The following is a 15,190-nucleotide window of genomic DNA, read 5'->3' on the forward strand; positions in this document are numbered from 1 at the left end:
GGCCAATCACCTGAAGTGGCTATAAGGCCACCCTTAGAACCCATGATCATCCTAGGTTGGTCCCCGGGAATTCTCCCCACCCTCCCGGAAGGCCATCGGCCATGGATGCACAGCAGATCGTTCAGGTCAAAATCCACCCCGCGATAGGGATCGCCCGCGTCGGCAACAGCCCGCGGCCCCCCTTCATCGGCCCCGAGTCGCCCGACGAGCCGCCCTTGGACATGAGCGAGTACAAGGACGAAGAAGGCAGGATCGTCCGGCAGGCCGCCCGGTTCCGCCTCTACGGCTACGACGCCGCCGGAAAGGTCGTCAGGGAACTCACACTAGGCGACCAGGAAGTCTCCAAGATCGAGTGGACGGTGCACGTCGCCAACAAGAAGGCCGCCTGGTACAAGTTCTTCATCCCACTCGACATCCCCGAGGCCGACAAACTCAGCACCGATCAGCGGAGCCTGCGCAACCAGCGCGAGACGGCGCGCGGCCGCCTGGTCATCGATCCCAAGGCCCGGACCCTGCAGATCGCCAAGGGCGGCGGCGAGCAGAAGGCTGAGTTCGACGGCGGGACCATCATGGGCGTCCCGGTGGACCTCGGTGCGATGTCCGTCGGTACGGACGGCCGGCTGCTGGTCAGTGGCGGCGCCGGCAAGTCCGCGGCCTGGGACAAGGTGGAACCCCCGATCACCGGCGTCGCGAACAACGACGGCTGGTACGACGACACCTCCGACGGTCCGGTCACCGCCTCGGTCTGGTTCGACGGCAAGAAGGTCGACGCCACCCCTGCGTGGGTCGTGGTCGGCCCGCCGCACTACGCGCCGGGGGTGAAGACCGTCCGGACGCTGTACGACGTGCTGGAGGACGTCTTCGCCACCGAGGGCACGCAGCCGATGCCCGCCATGGTCACCTATGACGGCGACATCGAGCCGATCCTGGCCCGCTTCTGCCAGCTCCAGTGGACCAACCGCGGGTTCGCCGCCGAGTTCGGCTGGCGCGGACCGCACGACTTCGAGGACCCGGCCATGCGCAGGCGTCTGCGCGACCCGGGCGAGGTCTCAGCCGAGCTGCGCCGCCAGGTCTACATCAACATGCGGTCCTTCGACCGGGACGAGGAGTCGCCGGTGCCGTGGCCGTGGATGTACGGCGACGCGATGACCGCCGGCAAGGCCACCTCGGTGCGGCAGCACATCATGCTCTCCGCGGTCCAGGACCGGAAGCTCGCCGAGTGGGCCATGGGGCACTTCACGCCCGGCGACGGCCCGGTGCGCTACCCGGACGTGGACAAGGCTCCGCCGGCCGTGCAGCCCGACCTGCTGGACCGGGGCGCGCTGGAGAACTGCGCCGCAGAGGCCTTCCACCCGGGCTGCGAGGTCACCTGGCCGGTGCGGCACGCCTCGATGTACTCCGAGCCGTTCCGCATCCTGCACCGGGAAGGCCCCGAGCCCGACTACGGACCCGTGCTCACCGAGAAGGAGCTCAGCCGCAAGGACGGTCCCCTGTACGCGCAGGGTCCGGGCGACCTGACCCGCTGGATGGCGGCCCCCTGGCAGTGCGACACCGCCAGCTGCCGTTCCGGGTACCAGGTGGTGAGCGGCCTCGGCCCGCGCTACAGCCCGTATCTGCCCACGTTCTGGCCGGCCCAGATGCCCAACCAGGTGCTCAAGGAGTCGGACTTCGCCGTCGTCAACGACACCGCCAAGCCCGACGAGGAGCGGGAGCGGGCCTTCGAGCACCGCGCGGTGTGGCTGCGCGGGCTGACCGGCAGCGACATGAACGGGCAGCGCCGGCAGATGATTCGGGACTGGTACCTGTTCGGCATCGTCCACGTCCGCAAGTACGCGGGCAAGGACGGGAAGTTCCCGGAGTACCTCCAGGTGGAGTCCGTCCCCGGCGGCGATCTGGGTGAGCAGCCCGACTACGCCAACCTCATCAACATCCAGGTGCCGCAGGCCGGCGCGCCGATGATGGCCGCCGTGGCCGGCACCTGGACCGGCGAGGTCCCGGCCGACCAGGTCGAGGCCGGGCTGGTGACCAACGCGGTCCAGGAGGCCATGCGGGCCACGGGCTATGACGAGGCCGCGATCACCGCTGGATATCTGGAGAAGCTCGACCCGTTCCACGAGGCGCTCTAATGCCGATGCGCCATGCGGCCTCTGGCGATCGCGGCGTCTACGACGTCGTGGTCGCCGGAGGCGGCCCCGCCGGATGCGCCGCCGCGCTCACCCTGGCCCAGGCCGGGCTCAGGGTGCTGCTCGCCGACGCCGGCGGCGGGCCGCCCAAACTCGGCGAGTCGCTGGTCTCGGTGGCCCGGTTGCTGCTGGCCGACCTCGGGGTCGCCGAGGAGACGCTGGGCAGCGGGCATGTGCCCTGCTACGGCAGCTTGTCCGCGTGGGGCTCGGCGGATCTGCACGCTGTCGACTCGCTTCGCGACCCGTATGGGCACGGCTGGCATCTCGATCGGCCGTTGTTCGATCGGCGGCTGCGCGCTGCTGTTCGGAGCGCGGGCGGCGAGGTCGCCGACCGCACGTCGGTGCAGCGGCTGGTGCCGTCGCCGTCGCCGTCGCCGTCATCATCGTCGGACGACAGCTGGCAGATCACGCTGCACGATCGCGAGGCCGGTTCGGAGCGGGCCGTGCGCTGCCGGTGGGTGGTCGACGCCACGGGACGCAAGGCCGCCGTCGCGATCCCCGCCGGAGCCCGCCGTCGGACGACCGACCGCCTCACCGCTCACCACGTCACGCTTGCCGCCGCCCCCGGAGCCCGAGACCAACCGACAGACGGCCGCAATCTCGTCGAGTCCGACCCTGACGGCTGGTGGTACACGGCCCTGATGCCGAGCCGCCAACGTCTCGTCGTCTACTTCACCGACCCCGATCTCCCCACCGCCGCCCCGCGTACCGCCGCGGAATTCCGCCACCGGATGCTGGCCACCCGGCACGTCTCCGCCCGCGTCCGGGACCACGACCTCACGCGCCTGGCCGCCCCGGGCCGTGCGCCGGCGTACACCGCGTACCTGGACCGGGTGCACGGCGAGGGCTGGGTGGCGGTCGGCGACGCGGCGGCAGCCTTCGATCCGTTGTCCTCCCAAGGAATCCTCACCGCGCTCTACACCGGACTGAGCGCCGGCAAAGCCGTTGCCGCCCGACTGCGCGGCGACTCGGGCGCCCTGCCCGAATACGCGAGCGCGGTCGCCACCGCGCGTGACGCCTACGGACAGGGATACCGCGCCGTCCACACCCAAGAAGCTCGCTGGGCCCTGCATCCCTTCTGGGCTCGGCGATACCCCCATCCGCACCACTCGGAAGGAAGTAAGTGATCATGACTACCGCATCCGCCCCGTATGAGAACGAGAACCAGCATGAGCACGAGGGCCACCCCGAGTTCCACCACCGGTTCCTGATCCTGGGCCGCAAGAAGCTGTTCTTCTACCACCTGGCCCTGTACGACCCGAACAGCGGGCACAACTACCAGGCGGTCATCGAGCTCGACATCGAGGACCAGGGCCAGCTGCGCGCGGCGTACCTGGCCGACCTGGAGCAGCACGTCAACGAGCGGGTGTTCTACGCGCTCAGTTGTCCGATGCACTTCGAGCTGCCGGAACTCAAGACCGGCAAGACGTTCCCGGTCATCCTCGAACGGGTCGTGGTCAACGCCGCCGGGGATAAACGCGAGTTCCAGCAGATCCCGATCGAGGGCTCGACCGGGACGGTCAACGTCCACTGCCGCGGCGAGGGCGCGGGACAGGTGTTCAGCTTCCGCAAACTCAGCGACGTCCCCTACCCGGAGAAACTCACCTACCTGGTCTTCGGCGAGGGCGACGAGATCCACATCGCGCACTACCTGGCCCGCCCGAAGAACTTCGACGAGGTCGTCGACGTCTCCGCCTCGCAGCCGATCGACCCCGCGACCCTGCACAAGGTCCCCTCCATGGTCATCGAGGGCACCACCGACCCGCACGGCCCGATCAACCCGAGCCCGCTGGTCAGGGGCAATCAGTACGTGGGCATGATCGACGGCAACGGGGACAAGGTCGCCTTCACGGTGGGCCGCCAGGGCTGGTGGAACTTCACCAGCCTGAACAACAACATTCCCGGATAGCCCCGCCATCTCGCCCTGAATTGAGTGTGCGGCGTCGCCGATCCAGGCGGCGCCGCACCCTACTCTCTTTTGGCCGCCCTACCCCTCCAGCCCGACCTCTTGCAGCAGCCGACTCCCGTCGTAGTTCGTCGTGAGCTGCAGGCTCGGGACGACCGGGCGCGGGTTCAAGCTGTTCAAGCACGCGGCGATGGAGTTCGCCACGGGCAGGAACGCGGTCAGGGCGCCGTTGGCGCGGTCGGCGTTCCACAGCCGCTTCAACTTCAAGGGGACCACGAACAGGCCCGCCGGGTAGTAGATGCTCAGGGCGGTCGTCGCCCACTTGGATTTCAGGACCTTGACGTCGCCGGCCTGCTGGGTCAGCGAGTCGATCACCACGCGCGCCGACTGGTAGGCCTGCTCCAGCCAGTAGCGGGCGTCGTCGGGGCGGCCGAGGGCGAGCCAGACGAGGGCCAGGTGCAGCTCGACCATCGTTCGTTCCTGGACCGAGGAGGCCAGTGGCTGGGCGTCGTAGAAGCGGTCCTTGGCGGTTTCCAGGAGGCGGCGGCTCTCCTCGGCGTGGTCGGCCAGGCGGTGTGCCTCGCTCAGGAGCAGGCGGCCGGCGCGGTAGGGGCCCTCTTTCAGGAGTTTGACGTTCGTGTCGATGCTGTGCAGGACCCGCGACTGCTCGTCCTCGATGGCGTAGAGCGACTTGACCAGGTCCAGCACCTGGTCGCCGCCGGGGACGGCCGAGGCGAGCGCGGTGTTCAGCGCCGAGTGGACCGGTCCGAACTTCGCGACGCTGCCGGCCAGGCTGAACCATTTGGCCGCCGGATCGGGGCCGGAGAACGCCACGGCCGGGAGTTCGTCGTGCTTGCCGGCTCGCTGGCGGGTCCATTGGGCGACCTTCAGCAGCTGCTCGTCCAGCTTCGAGCCCAGTTGGGCTGAGGCTGTCGGAGCCGGGGCCTCCACCCAGAACCGCCATCCGGGAGGCGCCGGCGGCCACGCGGGATCCGGCTGCCAGCCCGGATCGGGCACCCAGCCGTCCGGGGGAGCGGGCCAGCCGGGCGGGACATTGAAGCGCATTGACGTGCCCATTCTCGCGACGAGACGCCCCGGCGGAGTCAGATTGGCAGTCAAGGTAGCAGCGGTTCGCGCCGGTGTCGGCGGATGCAGGGGTTCACCGTAACTTTCACGCCCGCGGTCGGTGCGACGCCCGGATGTTTCGCAGACGTTGACGATGCTCGACATCGTAGATACGTTCCATCACATGCCATATATGACTGGCCGTCAGATCGGCGGCACCATGTCGACACCTGGTCACTGAACTCCCAGGTCAAGCAGCCTTTTTGCACTCTCATCGAAAGATGGCTGCCGCATGGACTCCCTCAGGTCATATATGAGATACACGGAAAGGCGGTCACATGACCTCCCGAACCACTCGCCATCCCTTCTGCGCCCGGCGCAAGCTGTCGCTGGCGGCGGCCGTCGCCGTGGGCATCGCCTCCACGCTCACGTTCGGCGTCGCCTCGGCCACGATCCATACGCGCGACGCCGCCGAGCCGACCGTCCCCGGCACCTGTCAGTCGATCCCGGCCCAGCTCGCGAAACCCGCCAACGAGCTGTTCAGCAGCACCCAGGAATCATCGCCCCCTGACACCGCGCGCATCCAGGCGGCGCTGAACAGCTGCGCCGGCACCGGCAAGGCGGTGGAACTGACCGCCTCGGGCGGAAACACCGCGTTCCTGTCCGCGCCGCTGACCATCACCAACGGCGAAGTCCTGCTCGTGGACACCGGCGTGACCCTGTACGCCTCGCGCAATCCGGCCGACTACCAGGTCGCCGGCCAGCCCAAGTGCGGAACCCTGGGCGCCTCGGACGGCAGCACGCTCGGCACCGCCACCGGGTGCGTACCGTTCCTGGCCGTCCGCGGGGACAACGCCGGGATCATGGGCACGCAGAGCAGCTCCGGCGCTCAGGGCCTGATCGATGGCCGAGGCGACCAGGACATGCTGGGGACCACCAAGACCTGGTGGGCCCTGGCCGAATCGGCGCACAGCAAGACCACCAAGCAGCAGGAGAACCCCAAGCTGATCACGGTCTTCGGCGCGTCGAAGGCGACGATGTACCACATCAGCCTCACCAACTCGCCGATGTTCAACGTGCTCCTGGACGGCGGCGACGGCTTCACCGCCTGGGGCGTCCGCATCGACAACCCCGACAACGCCCGCAACACCGACGGCTTCGACCCCGACAGCGCCACCAACGTCCTGATCACCGACAGTTCCATCAACACCGGCGACGACGGCATAGCCGTCAAGGCCGACGCCGGCGGCCCGGCCGCGAACATCACCGTCAGCAACACCAGCTTCTGGGGCATCCACGGCCTGTCGGTCGGCAGCCAGACCGAGGGCGGCATCCAGAACGTCACCTTCACCGGCAACTACATCCACGGCGGCACCGACATCCACGGCAACAAGGCCTCCAGCAACAACGGCGTCCGCGTGAAGAGCGACTCCAGCTTCGGCGGCACCGTCACCGGCGTCAGCTTCACCGACACCTGCGAAACCGGCGTCGAGCACCTGATCCTGCTCGACCCGCAATACCTGACCGGCAACGGCTCCTCGGTCCCGAACTTCGCCGACATCACCATCAACGGCCTGCGCTCAGTGAACTCCACCCACGGAAGCTCGACCCTCGAGGGCTACGACGCCGCGCACCCACTCGGCCTGACACTGGAGAACGTCCAGCTGGACTCCACCAAGGTCGTGGCGCAGTACGCGAACATCAAGATGTACGACTCCAACATCGCGCCCACCGGGACCGGCGTGAGCGTCACGAACGTCACGGGCTCGGGCAGCGTCCCGAGTTGCAGCAGCTTCCCCAGCTGGCCCGGCCTTTAGGTCAAGGAGCGCGGCGCGGCGCAGCTTCCGAAGCGAATCAGAGGCTGCGCCGCGTCGGCTGAGGCGAGCTGCTCTGTGGCCGTCCTGCTCTCCGGTCGTACTGCTCGCGGGCCGCGTCGATCTGCTCGATGGAGGCGTAGGCCCAGGAACGGACACCCTGGACGGTGGTCAAAAGGCTCGCGCCGAGCGGGGTGAGGGTGTACTCGACCGTGACCGGGACCGTCGCGAAGACCTCCCGGGTGACCAGGCCGTCGCGTTCGAGGCCGCGCAGCGCCTGGGTCAGCATCTTCTGGCTGACGCCCCCGATCTTCCGCTTCAGCTCGGAGAACCGCATGGTCCCGTCTTCCAGCGCCATCAACACCAGGCTGGACCAGCGGTCGGAGATCCGGTCGAAGATCTGCCGGGACGGGCAGTCGGTTCTGAAGACGTTCCAGGCCGCGACCTCGTTGGTTTCCACGAGGTACCTATACAACCGGCAGGTGCCTTCTTTCAAGAAGTGACCGGCGTTCCTATCGTCGAGCGTATGAAAGCACTGATCGCCACCGGCAATTCCGCTCTGCCCGACTCCCTGGAACTCGCCGACGTTCCCGAGCCCGCCCCGAACGCCGACGAGGCCGTGGTCGCGGTCGAGGCCTTCTCCGTCAACCGCGGCGAGGCGATGCTCCTGAACGGTGCCTACGGCACCCCGGCCGACCGAGGCAGGAGGCTCGGGCAGGACATCGCCGGCGTGGTGGTCCAGGCAGCCGGCGACGGCTCCGGCCCGGCCGTCGGCACGCGCGTCGTCGGGCACCCGGAGGGCGCCGGCTGGGCTGAGCAGGTCGCCGTGCCGACCACCAAGCTCGCCGTGATGCCCACGGGCCTGGCCGCGACCGCCGCAGCCACGCTTCCGCTGGCCGGACTGACGGCGCTGCGCCTGGTCCGGGCCGCCGGTGACGTCCTGGGCCGCAGAGCCCTGCTGACCGCCGCGGCCGGCGGTGTCGGCTTCTTCCTGACGGAACTGCTGGCCGGGGCCGGCGCCGACATCGTCGCGGTGACGTCGAATCGGGCGCGGGCCGCGCGGCTGAAGGAATTGGGCGCGACAAAGGTCGTCGCGCGCGCGGCCGACGCCGAAGGCGCATTCGACGTGATCTTCGAATCCGTCGGCGGACGCGAGTTCTCCGACGCGGTCGCCAAGGCCGCGCCCGGCGCGACGCTGCTCTGGTACGGCCAGGCCGGATTGGAGCCGGTGGCGCTGGACTTCTTCGCCCTGATTCCCAGCACACCCCTGACGATCAAGCACGTCCCGCACTGGGTCTCGCCCACGACCGACGGCCAGGACATCGCCACCCTGGTCCGGCTGACCGCCGAGGGCCGGCTGCATCCGGAGATCGGGCGGATCGCCGACTGGCTCGACACCGCCAAAGCCCTGGATGACGTCTACGAGCGACGCGTCCAGGGCAATGCGGTGCTGACGATCGGCTGAGCCACATTCACCGCAGCCAGACAGCCGCATCCGGCGGCAGCATCCCCTCCACCAGATCCGTGCTCTGCAACACGATCTCCCCGTGCCGCGGCAGCTCGACGGCCGCCGACGACAGGTTCACCACGCAGCGGAAGGAGTCGCCTCTGACGAAGTCGAGCACCGCCTCGGCGCTCGGCAGCCATCGCATCGGGCCGTCTCCGAGGTCTGCTTCTTCGCGGCGGATCCGCAGTGCCGTCCGGTACAGCTCCAGCATCGAGCGGGGATCGCCGGTCTGGGTCTGGACGGTCAGTCCGGACCAGCCCGCCGGCTGCGGCAGCCACGGCTGCGCCGCGGCACCGGCCGGCGAGAAGCCGAACGGCGCGGCCTCGCCGGACCACGGCAGCGGTACCCGGCAGCCGTCGCGGCCCGGGTCGGTGCCGCCGGTGCGCTGCCAGATCGGGTCCTGGCGCAGGTCGGATGGGATGCCCTCGACCTCCCACAGGCCCAGCTCGTCGCCCTGGTAGACGTACACCGCGCCCGGCAGCGCGAACGTCAGCATCGCCGCCGCCCGGGCGCGGCGGGTGCCGAGCTCGACGTCCACCGGGCGGCCGTGTTCGCGGCGGTCCATGCCGAACGAGGTGTCGGCGCGGCCGTAGCGGGTGACGTGCCGGTCGACGTCGTGGTTGGACAGCACCCAGGTCGGCGGGGCGTCGACCGGTGCGTGGATCCGGATCGTCGCGTCGATGACGGAGCGCAGCTCGGCGGCGTCCCAGGCGCTGCACAGGTAGGGGAAGTTGAAGGCGCTGTGCAGTTCGTCGTCATGGAAGTAGCGCGTGAAGCGCCCCGGGTCCGGGATCCACAGCTCGCCGATCAGTGCGCGGTCGCCGCCGTAGGACTCGGCGACCCGCCGCCAGGCGCGGTAGATCTCGTGGACGTCGTCGCGGTCCTCGTACGGGTGCGGGTGCGGATCGGAGGCCAGGTCGGGAAGCTCGGGATCCTTCGTCAGCAGGGCGGCGGAGTCGATGCGGACGCCGTCGGCGCCGCGGTCGAACCAGAACCGCAGGACGTCCTCGAACTCCGCTCGCACGTCCGGCGAGGCCCAGTTGAAGTCGGGCTGCTCGGGCGCGAACAGGTGCAGGTACCACTCGCCGGGCGTCCCGTCGGCGGCGGGGACCCGGGTCCAGGCCGGCCCGCCGAAAATGGACTGCCAGTCGTTCGGCGGGAGCGCGCCGTCCTGGCCGCGTCCGGGACGGAACCAGAACCGTGCCCGCTCCGGTGATCCCGGCTCGGCGGCCAGCGCGGCCTGGAACCAGGCGTGCTGGTCCGAGCAGTGGTTGGGGACGATGTCGATGATCACCTTGATGCCGAGGGCGTGGGCCTCGGTGATCAGCGCGTCGGCGTCGGCCAGGGTCCCGAACGCCGGCTCGATGTCGCGGTAGTCGGCGATGTCGTAGCCGGCGTCGGCCATCGGCGAGGGGAACCAGGGATTGAACCAGATCGCCTGGATCCCGAGGTCCGCCAGGTACGGCAGCCTGGCACGGACCCCCGGCAGGTCGCCGACACCGTCGCCGTCGGAGTCGGCGAAGCTGCGCGGGTAGACCTGGTAGATCGCGGCGCTGCGCCACCATGCGGCGGCCGTCGGCGGCTCGGCGATGGCCAGTGCCGTGTCGGCGTCTTCGACGTAGGTCACGGGGGTCCTGCTTTCTGGAGCTGGGTTTCAGGCAAGGGGGTACCGGCCGAACGGCTCGAGTGGGGGAGCAGTCCGATGGGAGAGTCAGGGGGAGTCAGGAGGAGGTGCCGCCGGTGCGGGCTATCCCTTCAGGCTGCCGGCGGTCAGACCGGACATGATGTTCCGCTGGAAGGCCAGGAAGAAGATGACGGCCGGGACGGCGGCGATGGCCGAGGCGGCGATCACCATGTTCTGCGGGGAGGTGTTCGCCGCGGAGGTGAGGCCGACGTTCAGCGTCTCGCGGGTCGGGCTGTAGCCGCCCTCGACCAGCTTCGGCCACAGGAAGTCCTTCCACACCGAGGTCACCGCGAAGATCGAGACCACCGCGAGGATCGGCCGCGACATCGGCAGCACGATCGACCACAGCGTCCGCATCCTGCCCGCGCCGTCGATCGCGGCCGCGGCCATCAACTCATCCGGGATCGAGTCGAAGAACCGCTTGAGCAGGAAGATGCTGAAGCCGTTCGCCACCGACGGCAGCCAGATAGCGGCGGGGGAGCCGATCAGGTTCAGGTGGAGGACCGGCAGGTCCGCGACGGTGAGGTACTGCGGCACGATGAGCACCAGCGAGGGGATCATCAGCGTCGCCAGCATCATGCCGAAGACCGCGTTGCCGAACCGCGGCCGCAGCTTGGAGATCGCATAGGCGGCGGCGACGTCGAAGATGAGCTGGAACGCCAGCGCGCCGAACGCGTAGTAGAGCGTGTTCGCCAAGAGCCGCGCGATCCCGGTCCCGTTCCAGGCGTCGACGAAGTTGCCGGGGTGCACAGCGTGCGGGTAGAGCGTCGGCGGGCTCTGCACCGACTCCTTGGTCGACTTCAGACCGTCGGTGAACATGAAGTAGAGCGGTCCGAGGAAGATCAGCGTGAACCCCACGATGACCAGCGTCGCCACGGTCCAGTACGCGATCCGCCCCGAGCGGCGGTTCAGCGTGGCGGTGGAGACCAGGGTGCGGGTGGTGGTGTCGTCCAGAGGGGAGCGCTTGCGGCGCGGGCGGGCCTGGTTGATCAGGGCCCTGCTGGGCTGGGTGCTCATGTCGGCTCCGTCCTTTACTTGTCGCGGTCTCGGCTGATCCACAGGTACAGGGCGGAGAAGACGCCCAGCACCAGCATCAGCAGCACCCCGAGCGCCGAGGCGCTGTTGTAGTTGCTGGATCCGGACAGGTTGAAGGCGTACTGGTAGATCAGGTTCACCACGGAGATGGTGGAGTTGCCGGGACCGGCTCCGCCGTTGGTGAGGATGAAGGGCTCGATGAACAGCTGCATCGTGCCGACGATCTGGAGCATCAGCATCATCGACAGGATCAGCCGGGTCTGCGGGATCGTGACGTGCCGGATCCGGCCCAGGATGCTCGCCCCGTCCAGCTCGGCGGCCTCGTACAGCTCGCCGGGGATGTTCTGGAGCGCGGCCAGGTAGATCAGCGTCGTGCCGCCCATGTTCATCCAGGTGGACGCGATGACCACGGAGACCATCGCGCTGCCGGAGGACTGCACGAACTGCGACGTCGGCAGGTGCATCAGGCGCAGCAGGTGGTCGAACAGCCCGGTGTTCGGGTCGTAGAAGTACTGGAACAGCAACAGCGCGGAGGCCGGCGGCAGCATCACCGGCAGGTAGATCAGCACCCGCAGATAACCGCGCGCGTGCCGCAGTTCGTTGAGGACGATCGCCACGACGAACGGCACCGCGAAGCCGATCAGCAGCGCGAGCAGACTGAACTCCACGGTGTTCTTCCACGCCGCGGCGAACGTCGGGTCGTGCCAGATCCGGGTGTAGTTGCGCCAACCCACCCAGGTCGTCGTGGGCAGCCGCGTGACCGGGTCCCGGTGCGTGCCCTGGAAGCTCATGACGAACTCGCGGATCATCGGATACCAGGAGAACAAGGCGAAGCACAGCACGGCGCCGACCATGAACCCGTAACCGGCGAGGTTGCGGCGCACGCTCACCGCGAACCGGCGCCCGGGCGCCGGCGGACCGCCGGCGGAAAGCCCGCGCAGGGACCGCTTTCCCGGTCTGAGGAGGATCTGTTCCGCCATCAACTGCTCCATCGCTGAAAGGTCATGATCGCCTGCTGTGCTTTGTTCTGCTCTGCCATGCTCTGCCGTGCTCCGCTGCCCCACTGGGTGCCGCAGGACCGGACGTCAACAGATCCGGCCCTGCGGCGGCTTGTCTAGCCCGCGTTGGCGAGCAGCGTGTTGACCTGCGACTCCGCGGTCTTCAGCAGGCCCGGGATGTCCGCGTTCGGGTCGTTCAGGACGCTCAGCATGGTGGCGTCCAGCGTCTTGTAGACCGCCTGCGCGTCGGCCGGCTCGCCCATGCCCTTCTCGTGCGCGTCCACGAAGGTCTTGTAGTACGAGGTGTTCACCGTGGCGCTCGCGGCCTTCAGCGCCTCGTTCTTGTCCGAGGTCGCGCCGACCCAGTCCAGCGGCTCGGGGAAGCCGACCGGCAGCCCGTCGGCCTTGGTGCGCGCGTAGTTGAACTGGCCCTGGCCCGGCGTCAGCATCGAGAAGGAGATCCACTTGATGCCGGCCCGGATCTGCGCCGGGGTGTCGTGCTTGTTGAACATGACGTCGTCGCCGCCGGACAGCGAGCCGGCCGGGGTCCCGCTCGTGCTGGGCAGCGGGCCGACGCCGTAGTCGTCGACGTTGCCGCCGTCCTGGGGGACGATGACGTTGTACAGGTCGTCCGGGGAGGCGATGTACATGCCGAGCTTCCCGGCGGCCATCTGCTTCTGCAGGTCGCCCCACTTCAGCTGCTGGGTCGGGCTCATGCTGTTGTCGACGAAGCGCATCTGGTGCAGGGCCTGCAGCACCTCGGTCGCGGGCTGGGCGTTGAACGCCGCCTTGGTGCCGTCCTCGTTGATCATCTGTCCGCCGTTGGCGTCGACCTCGGAGGAGAAGTGCCAGCCGCCGTTGTTGCCGGCGCTGTAGTCGCCGTAGCCGTAGACCCCGTTGCCCAGCGCGGTGATCGCCTTGGCGTCCTTCTCCACGTCCGCCCACGTTGTCGGCGGGTGGTCCGGGTCCAGTCCGGCCTGCTTGAACAGCTTGCGGTTGATGATCAGGCCCTGGGTGTAGATGCCGGTCGGCAGGCCGTAGAGGGTCTTGCCGGCGGTGACGGCGGCCAGCGCGGAGGGCGCGAGATCGCTGAAGCCCGGGACCGTGGTGTCGTTGACGTAGGACGCGATGTCCGCTGCCTGCCCGGCGTCGAGCACCTGGTTCAGGTCGGTGAAGTAGGTGTGGAACACGTCCGGCTCGGTCCCGGCCCGCATCTGCGCGGTGAAGGTCGCGGTGTCCTCGCACGGATAGGTGTCGATGCCCTTGATCGTGATGTTCGGGTTGGCCTTCTCGAACGTCGCGACGTCGGCGAGCCACTCCTTGCGCTGCCCGGCCTGGCTGGTCGGCGGCTCGCACGGGACGCTGATCGTGACCGGGCCGTCGCCGCCGGCCGGCGCCGCGGCGTCCTTGGCGCCGCTCTTGCTGCTGGAGCACGCCGCGGCGGACAGCCCGAGACCGGCTATGAGGACGACGGCGGCCGCCGTGCGGACGGCGGGCCGCTGGGTGGAACTCTTCATCGAACACCTTCCTGGCTTCAACACGAGGGATTGGGGGTGGCGCGATGGCGGTTTCGGGTGATCGGTTCGAAATCCCGCGGCGACATCATCGGCTTGCCGATGTCGAGTGGGCCTCACCGTAGCTCGCGTCAAACGTGTCCGCAAGATATCGATGAATCCTCGCAAGGACACGACTTCATTACGGCCGCCCTGTCAATAACGCCTCATATTCGGGCATTCCACCAGGTCGCGCCAGGTCGCCGGGCTGCGCCCGGGCCAGTGCCGAGCTCGCGTCCGGGCCGCGAAAATCTTCGGCACCGGCGCTCCGGTGGTCGGGTGGACGCCAAATTACGCTCAGGTTTCTGAACAGGCTGGTGCAAGTCTTTGCGGGAGAGCGTCGTATCGTTGCGGCTATGACTCCCACGCCAGCCCGCCGCCTCTCCGAAGTCGCCAAGAAGGTCGGCGTCAGCGAGGCCACCGTGAGCCGGGTCCTCAACAACAAGCCCGGCGTCGCCGAGAGCACCCGGGAAGCCGTTCTGACCGCGCTGGACGTCCTGGGCTACGAGCGCCCGACGCAGCTGCGCGGGGAGCGGGCCCGGCTGATCGGCCTGGTCCTGCCGGAGCTGCAGAACCCGATCTTCCCGGCCCTGGCCGAGGTGGTCGGCGGCGCCCTGGCACAGCGCGGCTTCACCCCGGTCCTGTGCACCCGCACCACCGGCGGCCTGTCCGAGTCCGAATACGTCGACATGCTGCTGGACCAGCAGGTCTCCGGCGTCGTGTTCTGCGGCGGCCACTACGCCGAGGCGGCCGCGCCGCACGATCACTACCTGCGCCTGAGGTCCCGGGGCGTCCCGGTGATCGTGTTCAACGCGGCGGTCGAGGACCTCGGTTTCCCCGGTGTGTCCACCGACGACGAGGTCGCGTGCGAGCAGTCCTACGGCCACCTGGCATCGCTGGGCCACGAGCGCATCGGCCTGATCGCCGGACCCGAGGACCACATGCCCTCGCGGCGCCGGATCGCGGCCTTCCTGGCCGAGGCCGAGCGCTCCGGGCGTTCCGGGGGCCGGCCGGGTTCGGGCGCGCGGCCGCTGTCCGTGGTCGTGGAGCACGCGCAGTTCTCGATGGAGGGCGGCCGGGCGGCGACCGCCCGCGCCCTGAAGCAGGGCGTCACGGCCGTGGTCTGCGGCAGCGACGTGCTCGCCCTGGGCGCGATAAGGGCTGTGCGCCGCGCCGGGATGGACGTGCCGCGCGACATCTCGGTCGTCGGATTCGACGACTCGAGTTTCATGAACTGCACCGACCCGCCGCTGACCACGGTGCGCCAGCCGATCGAGGCGATGGGCCGGGCGGCGGTGGCGATGCTCCTGAACCAGGTCGAGGGCGGGGGGACCGCTGTCGAGGAGCTGCTGTTCGAGCCCGAACTCGTGGTCCGCGGCTCGACCGGCCCGGTCCGCGATCCGAACGCCCAGGTCGCCGCCTGATTCATGGCGGTTGCTCGATTC

The 15,190-nt window shown here is 69.1% G+C and carries 12 protein-coding genes; 6 read left to right on the forward strand and 6 right to left on the reverse strand.

Annotation, left to right across the window (positions count from 1 at the left end):
• Nucleotides 1–101: 101 nt before the first annotated feature.
• The 3 genes from ABIA35_RS11985 to ABIA35_RS11995 are packed head-to-tail and all read left to right on the forward strand — an operon-like array spanning nucleotide 102 to nucleotide 4,092.
• A complete protein-coding gene (locus tag ABIA35_RS11985; RefSeq protein ID WP_370357882.1) occupies nucleotides 102–2,126 on the forward strand; it encodes a LodA/GoxA family CTQ-dependent oxidase in 2,025 nt (674 codons plus the stop codon).
• Nucleotides 2,126–3,310 (forward strand): NAD(P)/FAD-dependent oxidoreductase, encoded by a 1,185-nt coding sequence (locus tag ABIA35_RS11990; protein ID WP_370357883.1) that lies wholly within the window; start codon nucleotides 2,126–2,128, stop codon nucleotides 3,308–3,310. The genes ABIA35_RS11985 and ABIA35_RS11990 overlap by 1 nt, the downstream gene beginning before the upstream one ends.
• A gap of 2 nt (nucleotides 3,311–3,312) precedes the next feature.
• The gene (locus ABIA35_RS11995) at nucleotides 3,313–4,092 is read left to right on the forward strand and encodes a hypothetical protein (RefSeq protein WP_370357884.1); all 780 of its coding nucleotides are present in this window, start codon (nucleotides 3,313–3,315) and stop codon (nucleotides 4,090–4,092) included.
• 78 nt (nucleotides 4,093–4,170) lie between these two features.
• Here ABIA35_RS11995 and ABIA35_RS12000 read toward each other — a convergent pair whose 3' ends face one another.
• Complete coding sequence (locus tag ABIA35_RS12000) at nucleotides 4,171–5,166, reverse strand: hypothetical protein (RefSeq protein ID WP_370357885.1); 996 nt, start codon at nucleotides 5,164–5,166, stop codon at nucleotides 4,171–4,173.
• A 326-nt stretch (nucleotides 5,167–5,492) separates the two neighbouring features.
• Here ABIA35_RS12000 and ABIA35_RS12005 point away from each other — a divergent pair, with 326 nt between their 5' ends.
• Nucleotides 5,493–6,971: a glycoside hydrolase family 28 protein gene (locus ABIA35_RS12005; protein WP_370357886.1), complete on the forward strand. Its 1,479-nt coding sequence runs from the start codon at nucleotides 5,493–5,495 to the stop codon at nucleotides 6,969–6,971.
• Nucleotides 6,972–7,008: 37 nt separating this feature from the next.
• Here the strand turns inward: ABIA35_RS12005 and ABIA35_RS12010 are convergent, their stop codons facing one another.
• The gene (locus tag ABIA35_RS12010; protein ID WP_370357887.1) at nucleotides 7,009–7,428 is read right to left on the reverse strand and encodes a winged helix-turn-helix transcriptional regulator; all 420 of its coding nucleotides are present in this window, start codon (nucleotides 7,426–7,428) and stop codon (nucleotides 7,009–7,011) included.
• 66 nt (nucleotides 7,429–7,494) lie between these two features.
• Here ABIA35_RS12010 and ABIA35_RS12015 point away from each other — a divergent pair, with 66 nt between their 5' ends.
• On the forward strand, nucleotides 7,495–8,433 hold the full coding sequence (locus tag ABIA35_RS12015; protein WP_370357888.1) for a zinc-binding dehydrogenase: 939 nt from the start codon (nucleotides 7,495–7,497) through the stop codon (nucleotides 8,431–8,433).
• A 7-nt stretch (nucleotides 8,434–8,440) separates the two neighbouring features.
• Here the strand turns inward: ABIA35_RS12015 and ABIA35_RS12020 are convergent, their stop codons facing one another.
• From ABIA35_RS12020 to ABIA35_RS12035, 4 genes are all read right to left on the reverse strand, one after another.
• Nucleotides 8,441–10,072 (reverse strand): glycoside hydrolase family 13 protein, encoded by a 1,632-nt coding sequence (locus ABIA35_RS12020; protein ID WP_370357973.1) that lies wholly within the window; start codon nucleotides 10,070–10,072, stop codon nucleotides 8,441–8,443.
• Nucleotides 10,073–10,222: 150 nt separating this feature from the next.
• Nucleotides 10,223–11,176 (reverse strand): carbohydrate ABC transporter permease, encoded by a 954-nt coding sequence (locus tag ABIA35_RS12025; protein ID WP_370334508.1) that lies wholly within the window; start codon nucleotides 11,174–11,176, stop codon nucleotides 10,223–10,225.
• A 14-nt stretch (nucleotides 11,177–11,190) separates the two neighbouring features.
• Entirely contained in the window at nucleotides 11,191–12,174 is a 984-nt protein-coding gene (locus tag ABIA35_RS12030) for a carbohydrate ABC transporter permease (protein ID WP_370357889.1), read from the reverse strand.
• A gap of 134 nt (nucleotides 12,175–12,308) precedes the next feature.
• Nucleotides 12,309–13,709 (reverse strand): ABC transporter substrate-binding protein, encoded by a 1,401-nt coding sequence (locus ABIA35_RS12035; RefSeq protein WP_370357890.1) that lies wholly within the window; start codon nucleotides 13,707–13,709, stop codon nucleotides 12,309–12,311.
• 392 nt (nucleotides 13,710–14,101) lie between these two features.
• On the opposite strand from ABIA35_RS12035, the gene ABIA35_RS12040 reads away from it, so the two are divergent.
• Entirely contained in the window at nucleotides 14,102–15,169 is a 1,068-nt protein-coding gene (locus ABIA35_RS12040; RefSeq protein ID WP_370334514.1) for a LacI family DNA-binding transcriptional regulator, read from the forward strand.
• The last annotated feature ends 21 nt before the right edge of the window (nucleotides 15,170–15,190 follow it).

Origin of the sequence: Catenulispora sp. MAP12-49, from assembly GCF_041262705.1 — a bacterium.
GTDB lineage: Bacteria > Actinomycetota > Actinomycetes > Streptomycetales > Catenulisporaceae > Catenulispora.

Excerpts from the sequence above, each read along its gene's own strand:
- ABIA35_RS12040 (WP_370334514.1), top strand. The coding sequence starts at position 14,102 with ATGACTCCCACGCCAGCCCGCCGCCTCTCCGAAGTCGCCAAGAAGGTC.
- ABIA35_RS11985 (WP_370357882.1), top strand. The coding sequence starts at position 102 with ATGGATGCACAGCAGATCGTTCAGGTCAAAATCCACCCCGCGATAGGG.
- ABIA35_RS12005 (WP_370357886.1), top strand. The coding sequence starts at position 5,493 with ATGACCTCCCGAACCACTCGCCATCCCTTCTGCGCCCGGCGCAAGCTG.
- ABIA35_RS12000 (WP_370357885.1), bottom strand. The coding sequence starts at position 5,166 with ATGGGCACGTCAATGCGCTTCAATGTCCCGCCCGGCTGGCCCGCTCCC.
- ABIA35_RS11990 (WP_370357883.1), top strand. The coding sequence starts at position 2,126 with ATGCCGATGCGCCATGCGGCCTCTGGCGATCGCGGCGTCTACGACGTC.
- ABIA35_RS12030 (WP_370357889.1), bottom strand. The coding sequence starts at position 12,174 with ATGGCGGAACAGATCCTCCTCAGACCGGGAAAGCGGTCCCTGCGCGGG.
- ABIA35_RS12025 (WP_370334508.1), bottom strand. The coding sequence starts at position 11,176 with ATGAGCACCCAGCCCAGCAGGGCCCTGATCAACCAGGCCCGCCCGCGC.
- ABIA35_RS11995 (WP_370357884.1), top strand. The coding sequence starts at position 3,313 with ATGACTACCGCATCCGCCCCGTATGAGAACGAGAACCAGCATGAGCAC.
- ABIA35_RS12035 (WP_370357890.1), bottom strand. The coding sequence starts at position 13,709 with ATGAAGAGTTCCACCCAGCGGCCCGCCGTCCGCACGGCGGCCGCCGTC.
- ABIA35_RS12015 (WP_370357888.1), top strand. The coding sequence starts at position 7,495 with ATGAAAGCACTGATCGCCACCGGCAATTCCGCTCTGCCCGACTCCCTG.